Source organism: Exiguobacterium sp. LL15, from assembly GCF_024436095.1.
Taxonomy (GTDB): Bacteria; Bacillota; Bacilli; order Exiguobacteriales; family Exiguobacteriaceae; genus Exiguobacterium_A; species Exiguobacterium_A indicum.
On the sequence record NZ_JANFNX010000004.1, the window covers coordinates 1 to 22426 of the forward strand.

Annotated in this window: 22 protein-coding genes; 10 read left to right on the forward strand and 12 right to left on the reverse strand. The window is 47.4% G+C overall.

Annotation, left to right across the window (positions count from 1 at the left end; all coding sequences use genetic code 11):
- Positions 1–364 precede the first annotated feature (364 nt).
- Entirely contained in the window at positions 365–1234 is an 870-nt protein-coding gene (locus NOM72_RS14315) for a nucleotidyltransferase-like protein (RefSeq protein ID WP_035398755.1), read from the reverse strand.
- A 114-nt stretch (positions 1235–1348) separates the two neighbouring features.
- Here NOM72_RS14315 and NOM72_RS14320 point away from each other — a divergent pair, with 114 nt between their 5' ends.
- Positions 1349–1711 (forward strand): DUF2614 family zinc ribbon-containing protein, encoded by a 363-nt coding sequence (locus NOM72_RS14320; RefSeq protein ID WP_029340912.1) that lies wholly within the window; start codon positions 1349–1351, stop codon positions 1709–1711.
- A 14-nt stretch (positions 1712–1725) separates the two neighbouring features.
- Here the strand turns inward: NOM72_RS14320 and perR are convergent, their stop codons facing one another.
- On the reverse strand, positions 1726–2148 hold the full coding sequence (gene perR, locus NOM72_RS14325; RefSeq protein ID WP_369792039.1) for a peroxide-responsive transcriptional repressor PerR: 423 nt from the start codon (positions 2146–2148) through the stop codon (positions 1726–1728).
- A gap of 175 nt (positions 2149–2323) precedes the next feature.
- Between perR and NOM72_RS14330 the strand changes: the two genes are divergently transcribed.
- Entirely contained in the window at positions 2324–3622 is a 1299-nt protein-coding gene (locus NOM72_RS14330) for a glutamate-1-semialdehyde 2,1-aminomutase (protein ID WP_255999380.1), read from the forward strand.
- Between the two features lie 49 nt (positions 3623–3671).
- On the opposite strand, the gene NOM72_RS14335 is transcribed toward NOM72_RS14330, so the two are convergent.
- The 4 genes from NOM72_RS14335 to mutY all read right to left on the reverse strand — a co-directional run bounded on the left by NOM72_RS14335 (position 3672) and on the right by mutY (position 7596).
- Positions 3672–5405: an ABC transporter ATP-binding protein gene (locus NOM72_RS14335; protein WP_055966722.1), complete on the reverse strand. Its 1734-nt coding sequence runs from the start codon at positions 5403–5405 to the stop codon at positions 3672–3674.
- A 90-nt stretch (positions 5406–5495) separates the two neighbouring features.
- Positions 5496–6038: a nucleoside tri-diphosphate phosphatase gene (ntdP, locus tag NOM72_RS14340; protein WP_023467311.1), complete on the reverse strand. Its 543-nt coding sequence runs from the start codon at positions 6036–6038 to the stop codon at positions 5496–5498.
- A gap of 116 nt (positions 6039–6154) precedes the next feature.
- Entirely contained in the window at positions 6155–6580 is a 426-nt protein-coding gene (locus NOM72_RS14345; RefSeq protein ID WP_023467310.1) for an SRPBCC family protein, read from the reverse strand.
- Positions 6580–7596, reverse strand: a complete 1017-nt coding sequence (gene mutY, locus NOM72_RS14350; protein WP_255999381.1) for an A/G-specific adenine glycosylase — start codon at positions 7594–7596, stop codon at positions 6580–6582. The genes NOM72_RS14345 and mutY overlap by 1 nt, the downstream gene beginning before the upstream one ends.
- 103 nt (positions 7597–7699) lie before the next feature.
- Here mutY and NOM72_RS14355 point away from each other — a divergent pair, with 103 nt between their 5' ends.
- On the forward strand, positions 7700–8683 hold the full coding sequence (locus NOM72_RS14355) for a metal-dependent hydrolase (protein WP_058265791.1): 984 nt from the start codon (positions 7700–7702) through the stop codon (positions 8681–8683).
- A 45-nt stretch (positions 8684–8728) separates the two neighbouring features.
- On the opposite strand, the gene NOM72_RS14360 is transcribed toward NOM72_RS14355, so the two are convergent.
- The 5 genes from NOM72_RS14360 to NOM72_RS14380 all read right to left on the reverse strand — a co-directional run bounded on the left by NOM72_RS14360 (position 8729) and on the right by NOM72_RS14380 (position 14318).
- Positions 8729–9001 (reverse strand): YfhJ family protein, encoded by a 273-nt coding sequence (locus tag NOM72_RS14360; RefSeq protein ID WP_023467307.1) that lies wholly within the window; start codon positions 8999–9001, stop codon positions 8729–8731.
- Complete coding sequence (locus NOM72_RS14365) at positions 8998–9306, reverse strand: DUF1811 family protein (RefSeq protein ID WP_255999382.1); 309 nt, start codon at positions 9304–9306, stop codon at positions 8998–9000. Before NOM72_RS14365 ends, NOM72_RS14360 begins: the two co-directional genes overlap by 4 nt.
- Positions 9307–9378: 72 nt before the next feature.
- Positions 9379–11439, reverse strand: coding sequence for an ABC transporter ATP-binding protein (locus tag NOM72_RS14370; RefSeq protein WP_255999383.1), 2061 nt, complete (start codon positions 11437–11439; stop codon positions 9379–9381).
- Positions 11440–11453: 14 nt separating this feature from the next.
- Positions 11454–13181 carry an ABC transporter ATP-binding protein gene (locus NOM72_RS14375; protein ID WP_087682471.1) on the reverse strand — a complete coding sequence of 576 codons (1728 nt, stop codon included), beginning with the start codon at positions 13179–13181 and terminating at the stop codon, positions 11454–11456.
- A 321-nt stretch (positions 13182–13502) separates the two neighbouring features.
- On the reverse strand, positions 13503–14318 hold the full coding sequence (locus tag NOM72_RS14380; RefSeq protein WP_058265788.1) for a RecX family transcriptional regulator: 816 nt from the start codon (positions 14316–14318) through the stop codon (positions 13503–13505).
- A 132-nt stretch (positions 14319–14450) separates the two neighbouring features.
- Here NOM72_RS14380 and NOM72_RS14385 point away from each other — a divergent pair, with 132 nt between their 5' ends.
- From NOM72_RS14385 to NOM72_RS14415, 7 genes are all read left to right on the forward strand, one after another.
- Positions 14451–15359 carry a TIGR01777 family oxidoreductase gene (locus NOM72_RS14385; RefSeq protein ID WP_255999384.1) on the forward strand — a complete coding sequence of 303 codons (909 nt, stop codon included), beginning with the start codon at positions 14451–14453 and terminating at the stop codon, positions 15357–15359.
- 18 nt (positions 15360–15377) lie between these two features.
- Complete coding sequence (locus NOM72_RS14390) at positions 15378–16517, forward strand: amidohydrolase (protein WP_023467301.1); 1140 nt, start codon at positions 15378–15380, stop codon at positions 16515–16517.
- A gap of 230 nt (positions 16518–16747) precedes the next feature.
- The gene (locus tag NOM72_RS14395; protein WP_255999385.1) at positions 16748–17308 is read left to right on the forward strand and encodes a GNAT family N-acetyltransferase; all 561 of its coding nucleotides are present in this window, start codon (positions 16748–16750) and stop codon (positions 17306–17308) included.
- Between the two features lie 127 nt (positions 17309–17435).
- Complete coding sequence (locus tag NOM72_RS14400) at positions 17436–18119, forward strand: response regulator transcription factor (RefSeq protein WP_023467299.1); 684 nt, start codon at positions 17436–17438, stop codon at positions 18117–18119.
- Positions 18116–19510 (forward strand): sensor histidine kinase, encoded by a 1395-nt coding sequence (locus NOM72_RS14405; RefSeq protein WP_023467298.1) that lies wholly within the window; start codon positions 18116–18118, stop codon positions 19508–19510. The genes NOM72_RS14400 and NOM72_RS14405 overlap by 4 nt, the downstream gene beginning before the upstream one ends.
- Positions 19507–20073 (forward strand): TVP38/TMEM64 family protein, encoded by a 567-nt coding sequence (locus NOM72_RS14410; RefSeq protein ID WP_255999386.1) that lies wholly within the window; start codon positions 19507–19509, stop codon positions 20071–20073. The genes NOM72_RS14405 and NOM72_RS14410 overlap by 4 nt, the downstream gene beginning before the upstream one ends.
- 31 nt (positions 20074–20104) lie before the next feature.
- The gene (locus tag NOM72_RS14415) at positions 20105–20983 is read left to right on the forward strand and encodes an aldo/keto reductase (protein WP_133208557.1); all 879 of its coding nucleotides are present in this window, start codon (positions 20105–20107) and stop codon (positions 20981–20983) included.
- Positions 20984–21033: 50 nt separating this feature from the next.
- On the opposite strand, the gene rlmD is transcribed toward NOM72_RS14415, so the two are convergent.
- On the reverse strand, positions 21034–22419 hold the full coding sequence (gene rlmD, locus NOM72_RS14420; RefSeq protein WP_023467295.1) for a 23S rRNA (uracil(1939)-C(5))-methyltransferase RlmD: 1386 nt from the start codon (positions 22417–22419) through the stop codon (positions 21034–21036).
- Positions 22420–22426 lie beyond the last annotated feature (7 nt).

Below are 22426 nucleotides of genomic sequence, written 5' to 3' on the forward strand. Positions count from 1 at the left end.
GATCAAACTCTCCATGAAGTGTTTGACTTGCTCGTTGTGTGACCGAAGTCACGATTGACGAAGCTTGCGCTTCATTCATGTTTGTATTCCGTAGAATACGATTTTTGCCTCATCGTTCAGTTTTCAAAGTTCGTCGTGTCGTTTTCAGCGACTTTAATAAGATATCACGGAATAACTTAAGCGTCAATCCCTTTTTGAAATCTTTTTTCTTTCTCGTCACCGTCCAGTGCGTGTTGCCCTGTCGACATGTATTAATATACTATCTCGGTATAATACCGTCAATAGTTTTTCTAAAAAAACTATTGAAATCTTTTTCCTTCTATATATAGCCAAAACAACACATAGAAAAAAATAAAGCCGATCGTCATACGACCGGCTCATACGTTACGAGTTCGACCCCTGCTCCTTTAGTTGTTTGATACGAAATCCTGATCAGACCTTTTCGCATAAAGAAATCAATCAGACTACTTAAATCCACTTTGACTTCTTGCAGTCGCTCTTCTTCCATCAATTCATACATTGTCCAAGGACTTGTCCGCTCACGCATGATTTCAAATAAATAGCGTCCTCCCGATAAGACCTTCGACTGCAGAAGATGCTCAAGTCCAATCAAGGCTAGGTGAATACGTTGATCTAATGTCTCTTCACTCATCAATAATTGTTCATATAGTTTATAGACATCCGGATCATCGAGTCGCGCTTGTTCCCAGACGACTGTTTCGGGATGTTTTCCTTTTTCCAGAACAGATAATCGCGCGAGATGATGTAATGCGTGATGGACGTGTGTATAGGCATCATAATGATGTCCGCGACTGAACAAGTTCCTTCCGTCTTGGAAACGACGCAAAAGTTTAGCGAACGAAATCGTCATCTGTAAACATCTTTCCTCATCAGGAAAGTTTAATAGCTGCCGTTTTAAATCAACTAAGTAATCATTTCGTTCAAAAACGATCGTTCCTTCTGCAATCCAGTGAATCGCGCGTCGATTCGCATTTAACAAAATCCAGCGTGATAACACATCTTCATGTACGAGGTGTAATGATACCTTTAGTGTATTCAGTCGATAATGTTTGATCGTCCACTCGACTTCTGGGTCTCTCGTGATGACGACAAGAAGTGTATCAAATTGATCCGTCAGGGAATCCCGTGGTTGCCGTTTCTCAACAGCAATGATCCCTTGTGTTTCGCGATAAGCCGCGTACTCCGAATAAATCGTTCGTGTTGCTTGTTCCATGTACTTCTCACCCTTCTATACGAACTCGTCGTTACCATTTTCGACAAAAAAACAAGCTTTCCTTCTTCAGGCAATCCCACTTCTTATGCTAGACTGACAACAGGGGGAATTCACTTGAAAAAACAACGTAAAAATAAAATAAACCGCGCGAGAAACTTAGCTATGTTTCTTGTGTTCGGTGGGATGCTCGTCATGTATGGCGGTCTATTACTCAAACAATTTGAAATCATCATGGTCTTACTCATGCTTCTCGGTTTCGTCATGGTTCTCGCCAGTACGGCACTCTATTTCTTGATTGGTCTGACATCAACGAAGGCAGCTGTCGTCACTTGTCCGAACTGCGGAAAAGAAACAAAAGTCCTTGGTCGCGTCGACTTATGTATGCATTGCGATGAACCACTGACGATGGATCCGTCTCTTGAAGGAAAAGAATTCGATGAAAAATATAATAAACATAATAAACGAGCTCCCCGCTAAGGCAGCTCGTTTTTTTATTGGACATTCGATTGACAGTCCGGACAAGTTCCGTACACTTCTAATCGGTGACGATCGACTTTAAAGCCCGTTAAGTGCGCCGCAACCGTCTCAACATCATCGAGCACAGGATAGTTGAAATCAACGATCTTTCCACAGTTCTCACAGATCATGTGGTAATGGCGTGTCGTAACGAAATCGAAGCGACTTGAAGCGTCTCCGTAATTCATTTCCTCAACGATTCCCTTTTCTCGAAACACGCGTAAGTTATTATATACAGTCGCCACACTCATGTTTGGAAAACGATGTTCAAGTGCACGATAAATCTCATCCGCTGTCGGATGCGTGTGTCCCGTCGTTAAATATTCCAAAATCGCGTGACGTTGTGGTGTCATTCGAACGCCTGATTCCCGAAGTGACTTCACGGCGTCATCCAGCATTTCGTTAGCCACGTCCATCCCCTCATTTCTATCTTTCATTGATTATCAGATTGTAATCTTTATAATTAGTCTACCTACAAATAGGCATTCCGTCAACGGCTCTGCACCGGATTTGACGTCCATGATACAATCATATCGTGATATTTTTCACGAATCATCGATTGGAGGAATCCTCATGTCTACCCACACTACACGTCCTACTTCAGAGGCGTTATATGAAATCGCACAAGAGTGTATCGTCGGTGGCGTCAACAGCCCATCGCGTTCATTCAAAGCCGTCGGTGGCGGCGCACCTGTCTATATGGAACGCGGAGAAGGTGCTTACTTTTATGATGTCGATGGCAATCGCTATATCGATTACTTAGCAGCCTACGGTCCGATCATCACGGGACACGGTAACCCTCACATTACGGAAGCGATCACCCATGCTGCCCAAAATGGTCTTCTTTACGGCACACCACACCGTCTAGAAATCGACTTTGCACATAAACTACAAAAAGCGATTCCTTCGCTTGAAAAAGTACGCTTTACGAACTCGGGAACCGAAGCTGTCATGACGACGATTCGCGTCGCACGTGCGTATACGGGTCGTGAGCTCGTCGTGAAGTTCAGTGGATGTTACCACGGTCACTCGGATTTGATGCTGATTGCAGCAGGAAGCGGACCAGCGACACTTGGTTCTCCCGATTCAGCTGGTGTCACGAAAGCGACGGCAAAAGAAGTCATTACGACACCATTCAATGATATCGAATCGTACCGTCAAATCATGGAACAATGGGGCGATCAAGTCGCTTGTGTACTCGTTGAACCGATCGTCGGAAACTTCGGTATCGTCGAACCGCAACCTGGATTCCTTGCTGCGGTCAACGAAATCACGCATGCACACGGCGCACTCGTCATCTATGATGAAGTCATCACAGCCTTCCGCTTCACGTACGGCAGTGCACAAGAGTTACTTGATATCCGTCCTGATATGACGGCACTCGGCAAAATCATCGGTGGTGGTTTACCGATCGGCGCTTATGGCGGTCGCAAAGAAATCATGGAACACGTCGCGCCACTCGGTCCGGCTTACCAAGCAGGTACGATGGCAGGTAACCCAGCATCCATGGCTGCGGGTATCGCTTGTCTTGAATTACTTGAGAAGCCTGGTGTCTATGAAAAACTTGATCACCTTGGCGCCTTACTCGAACAAGGTGTGCTAGAAGCAGCAAAACGTCATGACGTCACGATTACGATCAACCGTCTAAAAGGTGCCATGACGGTCTACTTCACGGATGAAACAGTCATCGATTACGATGGTGCAGAACGTGCAGATAGCGAGATGTTCGGACGTTTCTTCAAATTGATGCTAGAAGAAGGCGTCAACCTTGCCCCTTCGAAATACGAAGCGTGGTTCTTGACGACGGAACATACGGAAGCCGACATCACAGAGACGATCGCAGCAGTCGATCGTGCCTTTGCTCGACTCTAAGTCCCCCCACTAAAAAAGCAGCGACCTCGCAAAGGTCGCTGCTTTTGTGTTATTCGACGAGTTCCAGATTTTGAATGGCATACAGTTCGAAATAAGCGCCTCGTTTTTGCATGAGGACTTCGTGTGTTCCGATTTCCGTAATTTGACCATTTTCGATGACGACGATCTTATCGGCATCGGTAATCGTTGATAAACGGTGCGCGACAGTAAACGTCGTCCGTCCTTTCGCGAGACGCGCTAACGAATCTTGAATCATCGCTTCGCTCTCTAAATCGAGCGCACTCGTCGCCTCATCCAAAATCAGAATCGGCGGGTTCTTCAAAAAGACCCGAGCGATGGCTAGACGTTGCTTTTGACCACCCGATAACTTGACGCCTCGTTCACCGACCGGCGTATGATAGCCGTTCGGTAACCGTTCGATGAATTCGTGGGCATTCGCTGCTTTTGCCGCTGCGACGACTTCCTCATCCGTCGCCTCCGGATTCCCCATCTTAATGTTCATCTGAACCGACTCACTGAAGAGAATCGACTCCTGCATGACCATCCCGATCTGATCGCGAAGACCACGCAACTTCAAGTCACGAATATCAACGCCGTCAAGCGTGATCCGACCGGCAGACACATCATAGAAGCGTGGAATTAAACTGACGAGCGTCGATTTCCCACCACCTGACATCCCGACGAAAGCAATCCGTTCACCTGCCTGAACGTCAAGCGTTAAGCGATCAATCGCTAGCTCGCCGCCTTCTTCGTAAGCGAAACTGATGTTTTCGAACTGAACGTTTCCGCGGACATCTTTTGGATCGCGTGCATTCGGTTTTTCCGTGATGTCATACGGCTCATCTAAAAACTCGAACATCCGGTCCATCGAAGCGATCGACTGTGTCAACGTCGTTGAGGAGTTAACGAGACGACCGAGCGGCGCATACAGACGGTCGATATAACCAATGAACGCAACCATCGTCCCGAGTGTCACTTGTCCGTTCAAGACGAAGAACGCCGCTGTCCCGAAAATAAGGATCGGTGCGAAGTCCGTAATCGTCGAGACGACGACGTACGTCCGCGCATTCCAGTTCGTTTGACGCAGCGCCGCTTTTAAGAACCCATCATTTTGATGTTTGAACGCTTTGTTCTCGTGCGGTTCGAGTGCAAAACTACGAATGACTGCCATGCCGTTGACCCGTTCCGTCAAATGACCTTGTAGTTCCGCAAGTGCTGCCGAACGTTCCCGTGTCAATCCGCGTAAGCGACCGTAAAAGAACTTAACGGCGAGGGCGTAGAATGGTAACGGAATAATGGCGACGAGCGTCAACTTCGGATCAATCGTCCACATGATAGCGATCGCAATGAAAATCGTAATCATATCAAGCCATAGGTTCATTAATCCCGTGACGACGAAGTCTTTCGTCTGCTCGACATCATTGATGATTCGCGAGATGACTTCTCCGGTTTTCGTATTCGAATAAAAACGAAGCGATAATTTCTGAACATGATCAAACAATCGATTACGAACGTCAAATAAAATCTTAGACGCGGACCATTGCGCGAGGTACTGACGGACGTATTCGAGCGGCGGCTTGACGATCAAGAAGATGAAGACACCCGCTCCAATCAAATACGCCAATTGTTTACTTTTTTCTGCCATCGGCATCGTGTTTCCAGTTAGGATATTGTCGATGATGTACTTATACAACAACGGAAGTCCAAGTGGGATCGAGAACTTGATGATCCCGACGAAAACCGTCAGGAGAATCTGTTTTTGATACGGCTTGACGAACGCCATATAGCGGCGGATCGAACCTTGTTTCTTACGTTTTGCTTGTGTTGCCACGTGTTTCACTTCCTTCAATTAAAAAAAGACGATGGCGAACCATCATCTCCGATATCTTGTTTCATATTCACGATACCACATATCCACGAAAGCCGGGTTAAATGGACCCTTGCGACTGCGGATCCATTGAATCAGGATTTGGACATTGTCTTTCAAAATACGATCGATCGCCTTCGGATAGTTCATCTCGCGGCGATGCTTCTCATACTCGTCCTCATCGAGGATCATGTAGGACATGTCCGGATACACTTTGATATCTAAATCGTAATCAATGTACTTGACTGCTCGATCTTTCTCATCGAACGTAGAAGGTGATCCAAGATTGCAGTAATAGTAAATGCCATCCTCCCGAATCATACAAATGACATTGAACCAGAGTTCTGTTGAAAAGTAACAGATTGCAGGCTCTCGTGTTCGCCACTGACGACCATCCGATTCACTGACCATGATGCGGTCATTGAACCCAATCAATTCTTCTTCCGTCGATTTCAGCACGAGCGTTTCTTCCCAAACTCTGTGTAAGCTCCCGTTATGTTTGAAACTTTGAATCTCAATCTTGCTACTTTCTTTTGGGAATCGACTCATGTGCTACTCCTTTCTAAAGCGTTTTTCTTCCATTCTGTTATACTCTCGTGCTTATTATACCCATTTTCAGAACGCATGAAAAACGAAAGGGTATTTTTTCAGAAAAATGACGGAATTCAGGCTTGAAAGTGATTCAAAATCGCATTTTTTCGTTGTTTGAACATCGGTTTCAAGATGAATGCTTCAATGACGAAGGCTGGCAAGAAGGATGCGTACGTCACTTCATCCACGAAATAGACGCCAGATTCACGTTCTTCGACTCGGTGCACGTGGCACCATGCCCGGAATGGATACGGCACTTTTGTACCGACATCGACGAAGACATATTCTTCTACGAAAGGAATCCAAGACGTCCACGAGACAAATAGTGGAGGAACACCAACGCGCAGACGAATCGTATTTCCTGCTCGCGTCCGCGTATCACCCGACGTCTTCACTTGCGGAAATACTGTCAATCGACTTAAGGCCTTGGCGTCACTTAAAAAATCCCACGCTTGCTCCTTTGATGTATCGACACGTGTCTCAAAACGAAAAGTATGCATTAGATTTCCCCCTTTAATAGTCGATCAATCTTCATTTGCGCGACAGATACTGGATGCGTCGCATACGTTTCCTGATCAACTAGTACCGTCTGGTCCGGCTGTTCCGTCACGCGATAGACGGCAATTTCCCAAATCCGGTGTGAGAAGATATGTCGAACGTGCCCGACAAGCGTCCCATTACGATCTTCTTCTGCTTCTCGAAGTGGGTATTGCCACATCCCTGCGAGCAAACCTGTTTCTGCTCGTTGTTCAATTGCGATTTTTCCGTTCGTTTCATAGACGAGAGCATCATACGGAATAATTTGCGTCTTCCCTTTCTTCGTCTTCACAGGTAGTTCTTCCTGTGCATTTCGATCATATGCAAAACAAACGTCTTGAACAGGACAGAGTCCACACATCGGAGACTTCGGTGTACAGACCATCGCACCGAGTTCGATCAAACCTTGATTGAAGCTGGACGGGTCAGCCGGATCAATCAATTGATGTACCGCCGCCTCAAACAATTTCCGTGTCTTCGGTGCAGCAATGTCTTCATAAATCCCAAGTACACGCGAGAGGACGCGCATCACGTTTCCGTCTACTGCCGGTTCTGCTTGCCCATAAGCAATCGATAGAACCGCTCCTGTCGTATACGGACCAACGCCCTTCAGCTGACTGAACAATTCCTTTTCGTCCGGAACGATTCCATCATATTTTTCAACAACTTCCTGAACCGCGATTTGAAGATTCTTGACACGGGAATAGTACCCTAAGCCCTCCCAGTGCTTGAGCACTTCACTTTGATCCGCTTGCGCTAAATCATGTGGTGTCGGAAAACGTTTCGTGAAGCGCTCATAATACGGAATGACCGTATCGACGCGCGTTTGTTGGAGCATGATTTCACTAATCCAGATATGATATGGGTTTTTGGTTCTTCGCCACGGGAGATCCCGCTGTTCACGAAGGAACCAGGCAATCAGTTCTGTGGTAAATTGTGTTTTATTAAAGTTTGTGAAATATTCTTGAACGACAGTCAAAAGGTTACCTCTTTTCTCTTGGATACGATATATTTATTAAAAATTACTCGGCAGAACCTCGATGGATCAACCATCATGATTTTATAGAAGGAGCGAATTCGCATTGGATACTGGTACGCATATCGGCATGGGACTTTGTCTCGCCGCCATCTCGACGCTACACCCTGACGTCGCAGCGAGCACGACGATGTTTGCTGCCGTGACGACGACGGCGCTCGTCGGCTCACACGCACCGGACTTCGATACTGTCTTTAAGTTTAAAGGAAACAGCGCCTACTTGCGTCAACACCGTGGAAAATCGCACGGGTTGATCGCTTTGCTCGCCTGGCCGTTATTACTTTCAATCGTCATCGGCACGTTATTCGGTGTACCTCCGACTTCATTATGGCTGATGGCGCAGATCGCTGTCGCCCTCCATGTCTTCGTCGATCTGTTTAACGCTTACGGTACACAAGCTTTACACCCGTTCAAACAATCCTGGATTGGTTGGGGCGTCATCAACACATTTGATCCGTATCTGTTCACGATGTATTATGCCGCGTTCGGGATTTGGCTACTAACGAGAGCAACGATCGTCATCTTCCCGATTTTGATTGCCATCGTCATCATCTATTACGCTGTGCAGTTTAAGTTACGAAACGATGCACTCGCGACCGCAGCACGCTATTATCGTGGTGCGCATAAACTGTTCATCTCACCTGGCATGAAATGGGATGAGTGGCATGTTGCGGCACGTTTACGCGATGAGTATTCCGTCGTTAAGATTAACAGTGGAACCGTCGTCGAATGCGGAAACTTCCGGATCAAGGACGAACCACACGGTGACGCCTTGTACGAAATCGTCAAACAAAACGCGGACTTGCAAGCGTTTCTTGAGTTTTCGAAGATTCATACGTATACGGTCTCACGAAAGGACGGTATTGTCGAATACCGCTTTACGAACTTACGTTACTTCACGAAGGAAGTCTATCCATTCGTTGCCGTCGTCAGAATCGACGCTGCTACACAAGAAATCGTCAGCTCCTATACCGGCTGGGTCTTCAGCGAACGGACCTTGCAGAAAAAACTGTTCATCCCTGCATTATAAAGACAAAGCTCCGCGCAACGGAAATCCCGATGTGCGGAGCTTTTTTCATTCGACGTTTCGACCTGTCATCAAATGCTTGAATTTTTCGTTCGTTGTATTAAATCGGTGTAACATTGCCCCGTGCTGTTTGATCTGCTGCTCGACGAAATGAACCGCAACGGCTTCACCTTGATATTTCTCACCCGCGCGCGCGAGTGTCGCTTCGAAATCTTCCCAAAGCACTTCCACCCACGTCAGTGCTTCTTCCGGTGTCAGTACTTCATTTACTTGCAATAATTCTTCAGCCAATTGCTGAAGGGCTTGTTCTCGATTCGTCATGTCTGTTCTCCCTCTCCTGTGAATAACGCGAGCGGAATCGCGACTTCCTGAGCGGTTCCTTCAAAATGTCCCCAGCCCATGACCCCATTGACGAAATGTAACTCAAATCGTGCCTCTTCTCCTTCGATTCGGTAAAAGGCTCCCCGTTCGAATCGTGCCGGATCGATCAAATAACTTTTCGCAATGGCGATTTTTCGCGTCACGACTTCCACTTCACTCATATTCCCATGTTGCTCCGCTTTTCGTTTTTGTTCACTTAATTTCGTGATCAACATCTCAAGCTCGTATTTCGATAATTGACTCATCCGTGTCTCCATTACAAAAACTCCCCCTCTTCGTTTTTCAGTATAAACGAAAAGGAGGAGAAACTGGATGGATTAGCTTGATTTCAATTCAAGATTCCGTTTACTTTGTAACGCATACATTTTCGCATAAATCCCGGACGTTGCAAGGAGCACATCATGGGATCCTCGCTCGACGATCCGACCATGATCGAGAACAAGAATCTCATCCGCATCCTTGATCGTCGACAAGCGGTGGGCGATGATGAACGTCGTCCGCCCTTTCGTCAACGTCAGCAAGGCATCCTGAATGACCGCTTCCGTTTCCGAGTCAACGCTCGCTGTCGCTTCGTCAAGAACTAGGATCGCAGGGTCGAATGCTAGCGCACGAGCAAAACTGATCAACTGTCGTTCCCCCGCTGATAACGTGGCACCTTTTTCGATGACTGGTTCATCGAGCCCGTTCGGTAAACGATCAATGAACCGATCCGCGCCGACGGCTTCGATCGCTTGTCGTACTCGTTCTTCGGAAATATCAGGATTGCCGAGTGTGATGTTCGAGCGAATCGTTCCTGTGAAGAGGAACGGATCCTGTAAAACGATCCCCATATGCTCACGAACCGCTTGTTTCGGTAAAGTCGTCACGTCCTGTCCGTCAATCAACAACTGTCCCTTTGACGGATCATAAAAACGCATCAATAAATTCATGATTGAACTTTTCCCGCTGCCCGTGTGACCGACGAGGGCAATCGTCGCGCCAGGACGAGCGTCGATTTGAATTTCACGTAATACGGGATTTCCCGCTTCGTAACTGAATTCGACGTCTTTGAAGGACACCGCTCCTTTAAACCGAGCAACGCGACCTTGTTCGACCGGCTCTCCCTTTTCGTCGAGCAACTGGAACATTCGGTCCGCTGACACGAGTGCTTGTTGTAGCGGTGACAGCTGATTCATGATTTGGGTGACGGGTTCGAATAACCGGGACACGTAATCGATATACGCATATAAGATCCCGAGCGATAAAAACGAGCCGTTCGTCAGACTTTTCCCACCGACGACCCAAATCAACAAGGCGAGCGTCAAGTTTTTCAAAAAGTAGGATAAGTTGTGTGACATCAGGGCATCAAGTCGTAACAACTTTGCCCGTGTCTGATAGTTCTCTTCGTTCTTTTGTTCGAATTCAGCAAGGACTTCCTTCTCACGTGCATAAGCCTGAATGATCGGCATCGTCTGGATGTTCTCATTCAGTTGACCATTCATGTCGGCAACGAGGGAGCGAACCTTGAAGTTATTCTTCGTCGCGAGTTTCTGGAACAGCTGAATCCAGAAATAAACGATCGGAATGATGATCAGCGAGACTAGTCCTAAACGATAATCGAGGAAGAACATCGCGACGAGAATTCCTGCCATCGTGATGATTCCTGAGAAGACTCGAGCGAGCACACCGAGATATAAATCGCGAATCGTTTCCGTATCATTCGTGACGCGACTGACGATTTTTCCGATTGGCGTCTGGTCGAAATAACGAACCGGTAACCGTTGCAGATGCGTAAAGACATCAAGCCGCATCCGTTTAATGATTTTATGAGCAGATCGCTGGAGCAAAATTTGCTGAATCCAGTTCAAACCAGCTGCTACCAGCAGCAAAAGGACGTAGATCAAGGACAACCAGCCGATTGCTTTTAAGTCTTTTGAATAAAAATCATAGACCTGTCCTTGTGTCAGTTTTTGAATATTATCATACGTGTAGACGTCGTCTCCACGCGTGACCGTCATCGTACTTCCACTGATTTTCCGCTCTCCTCCATTGACGACTTGTTTTGGTACGAAAAAGTAGCCGCTGGTCGTTTGGACGATCGAAACGGATCGAACAATCTGACTTTTCGAGACATCCTGTGCTTTGGCGAACTGACGACCGTCATACGTGACCGCACCGTCTGCTTTAACTTCGACCCAGTCCTTCTCAATTGCCACGATATGTTCATCGATGATGACTTTCGCAATATACGGACCCGTCAATTCCGCACCGACTGCCAGTACGAGTAGAAACAATCCTAAGAAGATCGCTTGTTTCTCATGCATCGCATAGCGGATCAACGAACGGATCGTCGTCTTCCGGCGTGCCGGATCGAGTTGATATAATTCCAATTCATTCATGCAGAGGCACCTCCTTACATCTCTTCACTTTGTCGCTCGAATTGTTGAGCGTACCAGCCATTTTGTGCCATCAGGCTGTCATGTGTTCCTCGTTCAGAAATCATTCCGTCTTGTAAGACGATGATTTCGTCCGCATGTGCTACTGCCGATAAACGATGGGCAACAATCAATGTCGTCGATTGGTGGCGATTCGATCGAATCGAATCAATGATATGTGATTCCGTTTTCGCGTCTACCGCTGATAATGAATCATCCAGCAACAGCAACTCTGGTTTTTTTAACATCGCCCGCGCGATTGACAGACGTTGCTTTTGTCCTCCCGACAACGTGACGCCACGTTCACCGACCATCGTCTCAAGTCCTTGTTCCAGCGTCTCGATATCTTTTTCGAACGATGCGAGACGAATCGCTTCCTGCAATTCTTCTTCTGTCGCTTCACCTGCACCGAATAGAATATTGTCCCGGACGGATTTTGAGAACAGTAAATGTTCTTGTGAGACGTAACCGGTCCATCCGCGAACCGTCTCTAGCGCAACATCTTCATACGGTACGCCGTTGACTGTCAACATGTCCCGTCCGATTGGATACTCGCGTAAGAATTGACGCAAGAACGTCGTTTTCCCGGATCCGGTTGGTCCGACAATCCCGATCGTTGTTCCTTGTTCGATCGTCATATTCAAATCTCGTAAGACCGGATGGGCTGTCTCTGGATACGTAAACGTCAAATCGTTCATCTCGATCCGTTCAGGGCGATCGACGTGTTTCCGCGGTGTCGAAGCAATCAACGGTTTGACTCGCATCGTTGCTTCTAAGCGGTCAAGACTTGCTGTTCCGCGCTGGATGACATTGATCAATTCACCAAAGGCGTACATCGGCCAAATCAGCATCCCGAGATAGATGTTAAAGGCGACCAATTGTCCGAGCGTGATGTCGTTCGTAAAGACGAGATATGTCCCGAACGATAAGCCGATCAAGTAACTGAACCCTACGAGCAGCTTGATGATCGGTTCAAATAAGACATCGATTTTTGCAACATGCATGTTTTTCTCAAAAACATCCGTCGTGACATCGTCGAAGCGTTTAACATCGACTGGTTCTTGTACGAACGAGCGGATGACACGCAGTCCGGAAATCGACTCGACGACCTGATCATTCATCGTTCCGAACGAATCCTGAGCCGTGATGAAACGACCGTGAATCTGACTCCCGAGCTTATTCATTGCGTAAGCGAGGAGTGGCATCGGTAACAAGGCAGCAAGCGTCAGCTTCCAATCGATCGCCACCCCCATGACGACGAGCGTGATTGCCGTCATGTTCAACGAGTCGACGAGCGTCAAGACACCAAATCCGGCTGTCCGCTCGACCGCCTTCAAGTCGTTCGTCGCGAGTGCCATCAAGTCTCCCGTCCGATTCTTTTGGTAGAACGTCGGCGTCAGTTTCAATAAGTGCGTAAAGAAGCGACTCCGAAGTGTCCGTTCTAATAAAAAGGCCGTTCCGAATAATTTCGCTAACCATTGATACGTCAAGATGAAGGACACAATGGAGATAACCGTTAATCCGCCGACATACTGTAAGAGTGTCGTTCGATCCATCGATCCCGACCGCAATCCGTCGATGACCTTACCGATCAGCCATGGCGGTGTTAAATCGATAAAGCCGGTGATGATCAATAATACGACTGCTACGAGATACGATGATTTGTGTTCTTTAAGAAACCAACTCAATTGCCGAAATAAACGCATGAGGGTCCCCCCTTTACTGTGAAATGAATTACTTTTTCCGAGCACGCAAAAAGGCATACGGATTTCCGGATGCAGTCCGAGAATCAGTATGCCTTGAAATGGGCATGATGCATTCTTGTTCGTCTGCGCGCTCGGGAGACGAATCCCCTTGCTCGCACATGAAATGAATTACTTATACGTGCTCAAGAGTCTCCGTCGTATTCAGCTGTTGGATATGAGTGAAACCAATTGGCTTTTTCATAGGACGGTTCCTCCTTTTCTTAGTCTGTGCGTAGAATAGCATAATTGTCGGATAATTGTCAATTTTTCGTCTTGCTTTTATTATTCCGCCTCTTCTTCTTTGACTTGTTCGAGGACTTGAGCCGCTAGACCGTATGGAAATCCTTTTCGGACGAGCGCTTGTTTCACTTTCTGTTCGCGTTCAAACGGTTCAAGTTGCCGGTATTTCGGATAATACTTGCGTGCTTGATAAAGGGCCGCTTGTTCTTCTTCGTCCCCTTCTTCAGCTCGAAACACCTCTTCGATACCCGCCTTGATCAAGTCGGACGAGAATCCGCGTTGCATGAGCGTCATCTGTAACTTTTGTGTCAGTTCCCGCACGGAACGCCGCTGCAGCTCTTTTTGCTTTTGCCGCAAAAACTTTAGGACTTTTTCGTATTCCTCTTCATCCGTAAACGTTACGATCGCTTCATCAATCGCCGTCTTCGGTATCTTCAATGCCTCAAGGTCGCGGCGAATCCGTCCAGGTCCTTGAGGTGTCGTCGCTTTTTTCGTTGCCGTATAAGCAAGTGCGAACTGTTGATCATCCAGATAGCGTTGCTCCGTCAATCGCTCGATTGCATGTTTGATCGCATGCTCCGGTGTCTCTTTCTCTGTTAGATAGGCGACGACTTCACTCGTCGCCCGCATGCGGTACGATAAATGATTCAATGAGAGACGATACGCTTTTTGCTGTTCTTCAGCCGTCAACACTTCCTTGACGAAGTCGTCATCGAGTTCCTTATCGCGTTGTAGATTGTATTTAATTAAGATATCGACGTCTACGGCAAAGGCATATTCCTCTTTGCCATCACGCTCGACATAGATATTGAATCGTTCACTGTTCTTTTTCTGCGTCGAGATCCGTTTGATCTTCATGTCGTTCCCTCCCCTAACCTGATTCGGTAATTCTACGATATCATGAACAGGCAGGTCTATGTTTGAGTGAAACCATGGAACGGGAACAAATGGAAAGAAGCTACTTTTACTTATTTAGGGAGGATGGATTACATGAACATTGCGATTACCGGTGGAACCGGTATGATTGGTCAAGCCTTGACGAAACGTTTACTCGAGCAAGGACATCACATATTTATATTGACGCGTCATCCGAAAGCGAATGATGCGCATGTCACATATATCAAGTGGATGACAGAGGACGCAAAACCGGAACAGCACTTAGAGGGCGTTGATGCATTCATTCATCTGGCTGGTGCTTCGATCAACGACGGACGTTGGACGGATGAACGTAAACGCGTCATTCTCGACAGCCGCGTCAGTACGACGAAGGAGCTCGTGCGAATCGTTGAAGCACTCGATCAAAAACCAAATGTCGTTTTATCTGCTTCTGCAGTTGGCATTTACGGACAAGATCGGCATCAAACCTTCTCTGAAGATCAACCCCTTCCACCGACCGCTGACTTCTTAAGTCATGTCTGTGTCGCATGGGAAGATTTTGCTCGTCCGATTGCCGACGCTGGCATTCGACTTGTCCATCCACGAATCGGTGTCGTCCTAACGAAAGCCGGTGGCGCTTATCCATTAATGCGCCTGCCCTATGTCTTGTTTGGTGGTGGGACGATGGGCGACGGAAAACAGTGGGTCTCCTGGGTCCACATCGATGATTTAGTCGATTTATTCCTATTCGCACTTGAGACCCCGACAGTCGAAGGACCGCTGAACATCACTGCGCCTCATCCGGAGACGATGCGCCGTTTCGGACAGACGATCGGAAAAGTCTTACATCGCCCACACTGGCTCCCGGCGCCACGCTTCGCATTAGAACTCGCACTCGGTGAAAAGAGTACGATCGTACTAGAAGGTGCTCGAGTCGTTCCGAAAAAAGCGCTCGAAAACGGATACAAGTTTCGGTATGCTGAACTAAAGGATGCATTGCGAGCAATCGAGCATTCAAACTAGTACAGGGGTGGACGATACTTGGATATCTTAATTCGAAATGCACATATCTATCCGATTACTTCGGACAGTTTTTACGGGGACATCCGCATTCGTGATGGAAAAATCATTGAAATCGGTGAATTACTGGATCATTTAGAAAACGATCAAGTCATCGAAGCAGAAGGTCACTTTTTATTGCCCGGTTTCATCGATGCCCATACACATCTCGGATTATATGATGAAGGTACCGGAACCGTCGGAAATGATGCAAATGAGACGATTTTCGCGATGACTCCTCATCTGCGTGCCATTGATGGCGTCTATCCGCTGGATGAAGGCTTTAAGGAAGCCGTTGAACACGGAATCACGACCGTTCAAGTCATGCCTGGTAGCATGAACATCATCGGCGGTGTCACGAGTGTCATCAAGACGCACGGACGGTTCATCGATGATATGATTCTTCGAAAGTATGCGGGTCTGAAGGTGGCGCTCGGTGAAAACCCGAAGCGTGTCCATAGTGCTGGTCGTGCCGGTGAACTGACACGGATGGGTATCATGGGGATGTTGCGCGAAGCCTTTCTTGAAGTGCGGACACAACGAGTTTCCGAAACGTTCGCCCATCAGATGATCAAACGGGTCCTTGATCATAAAATGCCGCTTCGTGTACATGCGCACCGAGCAGATGATATCCTTTCCGCCATTCGTTTTGCGGAAGAGTTCGATCTCGATTTACGTATCGAACATTGTACGGAAGGTCATCTCGTCGCAAAAGAGATGGAACAATTACCGATTGAAAAAGTGACGGTCGGACCAACCTTCACGCGAAAGTCTAAAATCGAACTGAAGAATAAGACATGGGAAACGTATCGGATTCTTCATGAGCATGGTCTTGAAATCTCCATTACGACCGATCATCCGTACACCCCTGTCCAGTACTTGAATCTCTGTGCTGGTCTAGCTGCACGAGAAGGTCTACCGGTCGATGTCGCCTTGCGCGCGATCACGATTCATCCAGCTCGCTCGCTCGGTGTGGACGATCGCGTCGGATCGATCGAGGTCGGAAAAGACGCGGATCTCGTCCTATGGAGTCACTTCCCACTCGACTATTTAGCGAAGCCGCTCATGACGATGATTGACGGAAAAATCATTTTTGAACACGCTCAACTGAACTTGACTTAACCCCACCCCCGCTAGGTGTTTTTTGCACCTTTCAGGGGTTTTAGACGCTTACGGAAAACATCTTGTTTTTGTATCTTTTTTCACAAAAATTATTTTCTTGCAATTTTAAAAAAAGAAGGTAATATTATCTTATCCGACAACTGAAGAAGGCATACCATGCGCGGTTCAAACGAGTCAGACAGGTAGCTTTCGACAATCATTCTTGCGGTCCTAAAAGGAGGAATGGAAGTATGCTCAAGCAACGGGAGCTGAGCGACTGCGCTGATTTGTTCGAACTGATGCAGCATCAAGACGTATATCCGTACGTCCGCCAAAAAACACGGTACTTTGATGAATTTCTGTTTACTACAAAGCAGGCAATCGAAGAGGAAGAACGTGGTGAAATCGTATCACGTACCATCCTAGATGAATTCGATCAACCGATTGGTACGATTAGTTTACTCGATATCGAAGGACAATATGGGTTTCTCGGTACATGGTTAGGTAAACCGTATCATGGTAAAGGATACAATCATTTAGCGAAAGAAGCCTTCTTCTCTGAGCTGTTCTTCGAGCTTGGATATGAGAGTGTCTTCATGAAAATTCGCAAAAGCAATATTCGGTCACAAAGAGCAGCTGAAAAATTGCCGTATGCGTTCTGTGCGGATGAGTTGCGTCCTGCGCTTCTTGAGCAATTGAATGCCGGTGAGACACAGTTCACGCTATATGAAGTCTCAAAATCTAGTTTCCACATGTACATTCATGGTCGGGAACTCGAAACACTATACGATCACCAACAACTCGAAGCATGAGAGCCTTGTCTCTCATGCTTTTTTGTGTCCACGCATGCGCTTCTAAAGTTTGAAATGGTATGATAAATAAGAAAACTCATCTTTATGGAAGAAACACTTTCTTCTACAGGAAATGGAGCGAAGACTAATGCCAGAATCGTTTAACATTCTCGTAGTAGATGATGAAGCACAAATGCGTGACCTTCTCGTCTCGAATCTTGAAAAAGAACACTACACGACGATGACAGCTTCTAACGGACAAGAAGCGATCCATCTCATTCAACAAAATACATTCCATCTCGTTCTACTCGATGTCATGATGCCGGAAATGGACGGCTTGACAGCATGTATGCGCATCCGTGAGTTCTCAAACGTTCCGATCATCATGCTGACGGCACGTTCGGATGAACTCGATCGCATTCACGGGCTGAAAATCGGAGCTGATGACTATATTACAAAACCATTCAGCCCTCGAGAACTGCTTGCTCGCATCGAAGCGACGCTTCGTCGTTCTCATCGCTTTACAGTTGATCAATCGGCTACCCTGACGCTCGGCATGCTTGAACTCGACACTGAAAGTCGGAGTGTCCACGTCAATGGCAAGCCGGTCAGTCTGACGCGTAAGGAATTTGATTTGTTGCACCTGTTCGCTCAAAACAATGATAAGGTCTTTTCTCGTGAACAGTTACTCGATCAAATCTGGGGTGCGGATTATATCGGGAACTTACGGACGGTCGATACACACATCAAAACACTTCGCTTAAAGCTCGGGGAAGCTGGTGGCTCGATTCAAACGGTCTGGGGCATCGGTTATAAATTCGAGGAAGTATGATTAAGCGCTATACGATCCGGCGCCGGATTTGGATCACGATTTGGTTCACAAGCGTTTTTTCCGCCATTTTATTCGTCCTGCTGACGTTCTATCTCTACGACCGGTTCTATCTTCAGACGCAGGAAGATATCTTATTGAACCGAGGCGAAAAGCTGATCAACATTTATGAATCTGAAGGATTATCTGGTGCTTTTTACGATGGAATGACTTATACGAATGAGTTGACGGAATCGAAAGTCTTCTTCATCGATTTCCTGAAGAAAAATCCAGCTGGACTGCGCTTTTTGACGAATGCGGATATCGAAGAACTTCGAAACGGTGAAACCGTCGTCTCCAGTCGGACCCATCCGATTGAAGGAACGGACATTTTGATGACCGGGTTTCCGATCATCGAAAACAATCGACTGGTCGGTACACTGATTTTATATCTGGAACTTGGCCAAATCAGTGAACCATTCCGCCCACTCCGTCTGATGATCTTCTTCATGATCGGACTGATCGTCTTGAATCTCGTCATCTTCGGACGACAAATCATCGATACGATCATCCGTCCGTTGATTGACATGAAGCGCGCCTCGACTGTTTATGCGCAAGGTGACTTTGATTACCGGATTCCGATTCAATCGGACGATGAGATCGGGGAACTCGCAGAAACATTAAATAAGATGGCGGAATCGCTCGGAGAAGTCGACGAGCAGCGTAAAGAGTTCCTCGCGAACGTCAGCCACGAATTACGGACACCTCTCTCCTACATCCGTGGCTATACGGAGATGATGCAGGATGATTCGCTCGAGGAAGAAAAGCGTGCGCAGTATTACCAAATCATCGAGCGGGAAACGGAACGTCTGCAACGTCTCGTCAATGATCTGCTCGATCTCGCTCAACTTGAACGCGATTCCTATCCGATGTCGAAACAACCACTTGTCTTCAGTCAAGTACTTGAAGATGTCATTTACCGGATGGAACCCATCGCCCAGTCAAAAGGAGTCACGTTCGTCATGAATCTCGACCCGGATCAAATCGTCTTAGGCGATACGGACCGCCTTGAGCAAGTCTTCGGCAATTTACTCGATAACGCCTTACGGTACACACCGCCTGGAAAACAGATTTTCTTATCGACTGAAACGATCGGCGACCGGACGCATTGTCTTATCCGGGACGAAGGAGAAGGCATTCCGGAAGAGCATCTTGATCGACTGACAAAACGTTTTTACCGTGTCGATAAATCACGGACGCGTAAAGATGGCGGAACCGGTCTTGGTCTTGCCATCACGAAACACATCATCGATCGTCATGATGGGACAATCCGGTTCGACTCCGTTCTTGGAGAAGGAACGACTGTCCACATCGAGTTACCGCTTCTTCCGGATGAAGAGGATGGATTCGAATGATGGAACATCATGTCATCCAAACCTTTGAACTCTTCGGACCGTTCGCTCCGTTCGTTAGTATCTTAGTCGGCGTCGTCGTCAGTGTACTTGGTGTCCTACCGAGTACGTTCGTCACCGCTGCGAATCTCGTCTATTTCGGATTATGGATGGGCACATTGCTCTCTTTCATCGGTGAAGTCCTAGGTGCGGTTTGTGCGTTTCTACTTTACCGAAAAGGACTGCGGTATGCCCTTCGTCGCCCACTTCCGGATCGATTCGCTCGTTTGCAACAAAAACTACAAGCACAACAAGGACATGAAGCATTTTGGACGATCATCTTGCTGCGGCTGTTACCGTTCGTCCCGTCTGGCATCGTCAACATCGTCAGTGCTGCTAGTGGTATTTCCATCCTACTTTTCCTGACTGCGAGTACGATCGGAAAAATTCCAGCCATGTTAATCGAAGTGTTCGCCGTCCATCAGTTCATGCAATCCTCATCCATCGTTCAATGGTCGATTGCAGGCGTGGCACTCGTTGGTTATCTGATCTATCGTATTCAACAAAAACGAGCATCATCGATATAAAACTACAGATGTCTGAAAGGAAGTATCGTTCATGGAGTTAAGACGTTTTGGAACATCCGACCTACTCGTATCCCCGCTTGGGTTCGGAGCTGGTCACATCGGCGCAGAACAGATGACGGATCGCGAAGCAGTTTATTTACTCGAACAAGCACGTGATCTCGGCATCAATCTGATCGATACAGCACGCGGCTATGGCTTATCGGAGCAACGCGTCGGACAATTTCTAAAGAATCGTCGCCACGACGTCATTCTGTCGACGAAAGTCGGCTACGATGTTCCCGGTACGCAGGACTGGACCTTTGAAGCGGTTCATGGTGGCATCGATCAAGCCTTACAGACGATGCAAACGGATCATCTCGACATCGTACACCTCCATTCTTGTAGTCGAGAAATTCTCGCCCAGGGAGATGTCATCGAAGCGCTTGAACAAGCAAAACAAGCTGGAAAAGTCCGCGTCATCGCTTATTCCGGTGATCGGGAAGACTTAACATATGCTATCGAAACGAATCGCTTCGACAGTTTCCAAACGTCATTCAATCTATTTGATCAACGTGTCGATGAAGTCCTGCCCACCCTTCTAGATCACGGTGTCATCGCCAAGCGTCCAATCGGTAACGCCCCGTGGCGATTCGCAGAGCGTCCGGTCGGACAGTACGTCGAACCCTACTGGGAACGTGCGCAACAACTCGCTTATCCACTCGAGGAATCCAGTTGGCTTGAAACTGCCCTTCGTTTCACGGTCTTTGAGCCAGGGATCACGACAGCCATCATCGGTACGTCTCGACCAGAACACCTCGCGCTGAATCAGCAACTGATCGAGCGCGGTCCACTTCCTGTTGATCGTGTTGCTCGGTTGAAGGAACGCTTCGCTGAGTGTGACGCGACGTTCGGTTATCTTTCGCAAACATGATAAAAAGCCCGTATGTCCACTCGTTCAAAGAGTGCATACGGGCTTGTTACTTAGAACTTTTTCTTTTTCTTTTTTTCGAGCACGACGATTGCTTCGACGTGCGCTGTTTGTGGGAACATATCGTACGGCTGAATGTACGATACCTTGTATCCCGCTTTCATCAAGTGATCGCAATCGCGCGCAAGCGTCTGCGGGTTACACGAGACATAGATGATTTTTTTCGCTTTAGACGAGATCATCGCGTTCAACAATTGTGTATCGCAACCTGAGCGTGGTGGGTCGACGATGAAGACATCCGGAATCCAGCCTTCTTTGACCCAACGTGGAATCCACGCTTCTGCCTTACCGACGACGTAGTGGGCATGGTCGAATCCGTATTGCTTCATGTGCGCATTGGCATCTTCGACAGCTTCTTCAATGATTTCCATACCGCGGACTTCTTTTGCTCCTTTAGCGATCCAAAGTCCGATTGAACCAACACCTGCGTATGCATCAACGACACGTTCTTCGCCTGTCAAAGCAGCAGCACGCGCAATTTCTTCATACATCCGCTCTGCTTGTTCCGGATTCAATTGGAAGAAGGCACGCGGAGACAATTGATACGTGAATTCCCCCATCTCTTCCTCGATCCGTTCCACGCCACGCAAGACTTCCGTCTCTTCTCCGAAGACACGTGATGTCAACTTATCATTGATGTTCAGTGCAACCGAGACGACACCTGGAATGTCCATGATATCGCGCGATAAGCCCTCTAGATCACGGAAGCCGTCTTTAAAGGCAACGAGCACGACTTGAATTTCGCCCGTTTTGATTCCTGTCCGGACGACGATATGGCGCATGACACCATCTTGTTTTGATGCATGGTAAACGGGTACTTTATAGTCATTGAGTAATTTCGTGACAGCTTGGTTGACGCGAAGCGTATCCTTATTTTGGACGACACAATCATCAATCGCGACCAAACGATTCGAATTCGCAGAATAGAGACCGCTAACGATTTCATTGCCTTGTTTCCCGACGACGAATTGCGACTTGTTGCGGTATCCCCACTCCCTCGAACCGATCGTCGGGCGGATATCGGCTTTTTCGACATTCAACTTCGTTGATTTCAAGAAAGCGTTGCGAAGCATTTCTTCCTTATAACGCAATTGTCCATCGTAACTCATGTGTTGTAATTGACAGCCGCCACAGACACTATAGACCGGGCAAAGTGGAGTAACACGGTCTGGTGAACGATCGTCACGCTTTAAGATTTTTGCATTCGCATAGTTCGCATGAATTTCCGTGATCTCGATCTGTGCTGTCTCACCGACGAGTAGACCTGGGATGAAGACGATTTGTCGTTCAAGTGTTGCGATCCCTTCACCGTTGATTCCCATTCGTAGACAAGTGACCGAACGGACCTCACCCGTCTGTAATTTGATTTTTGTTGCCATTGATTTC

Excerpts from the sequence above, each read along its gene's own strand:
- NOM72_RS14315 (WP_035398755.1), bottom strand. The coding sequence starts at position 1,234 with ATGGAACAAGCAACACGAACGATTTATTCGGAGTACGCGGCTTATCGC.
- perR (WP_369792039.1), bottom strand. The coding sequence starts at position 2,148 with ATGCTGGATGACGCCGTGAAGTCACTTCGGGAATCAGGCGTTCGAATG.
- NOM72_RS14330 (WP_255999380.1), top strand. The coding sequence starts at position 2,324 with ATGTCTACCCACACTACACGTCCTACTTCAGAGGCGTTATATGAAATC.
- NOM72_RS14335 (WP_055966722.1), bottom strand. The coding sequence starts at position 5,405 with ATGGCGTTCGTCAAGCCGTATCAAAAACAGATTCTCCTGACGGTTTTC.
- ntdP (WP_023467311.1), bottom strand. The coding sequence starts at position 6,038 with ATGAGTCGATTCCCAAAAGAAAGTAGCAAGATTGAGATTCAAAGTTTC.
- NOM72_RS14345 (WP_023467310.1), bottom strand. The coding sequence starts at position 6,580 with ATGCATACTTTTCGTTTTGAGACACGTGTCGATACATCAAAGGAGCAA.
- NOM72_RS14360 (WP_023467307.1), bottom strand. The coding sequence starts at position 9,001 with ATGACGAATCGAGAACAAGCCCTTCAGCAATTGGCTGAAGAATTATTG.
- NOM72_RS14365 (WP_255999382.1), bottom strand. The coding sequence starts at position 9,306 with ATGAGTCAATTATCGAAATACGAGCTTGAGATGTTGATCACGAAATTA.
- NOM72_RS14370 (WP_255999383.1), bottom strand. The coding sequence starts at position 11,439 with ATGAATGAATTGGAATTATATCAACTCGATCCGGCACGCCGGAAGACG.
- NOM72_RS14375 (WP_087682471.1), bottom strand. The coding sequence starts at position 13,181 with ATGCGTTTATTTCGGCAATTGAGTTGGTTTCTTAAAGAACACAAATCA.
- NOM72_RS14380 (WP_058265788.1), bottom strand. The coding sequence starts at position 14,318 with ATGAAGATCAAACGGATCTCGACGCAGAAAAAGAACAGTGAACGATTC.
- NOM72_RS14385 (WP_255999384.1), top strand. The coding sequence starts at position 14,451 with ATGAACATTGCGATTACCGGTGGAACCGGTATGATTGGTCAAGCCTTG.
- NOM72_RS14395 (WP_255999385.1), top strand. The coding sequence starts at position 16,748 with ATGCTCAAGCAACGGGAGCTGAGCGACTGCGCTGATTTGTTCGAACTG.
- NOM72_RS14400 (WP_023467299.1), top strand. The coding sequence starts at position 17,436 with ATGCCAGAATCGTTTAACATTCTCGTAGTAGATGATGAAGCACAAATG.
- NOM72_RS14405 (WP_023467298.1), top strand. The coding sequence starts at position 18,116 with ATGATTAAGCGCTATACGATCCGGCGCCGGATTTGGATCACGATTTGG.
- NOM72_RS14410 (WP_255999386.1), top strand. The coding sequence starts at position 19,507 with ATGATGGAACATCATGTCATCCAAACCTTTGAACTCTTCGGACCGTTC.
- NOM72_RS14415 (WP_133208557.1), top strand. The coding sequence starts at position 20,105 with ATGGAGTTAAGACGTTTTGGAACATCCGACCTACTCGTATCCCCGCTT.
- rlmD (WP_023467295.1), bottom strand. The coding sequence starts at position 22,419 with ATGGCAACAAAAATCAAATTACAGACGGGTGAGGTCCGTTCGGTCACT.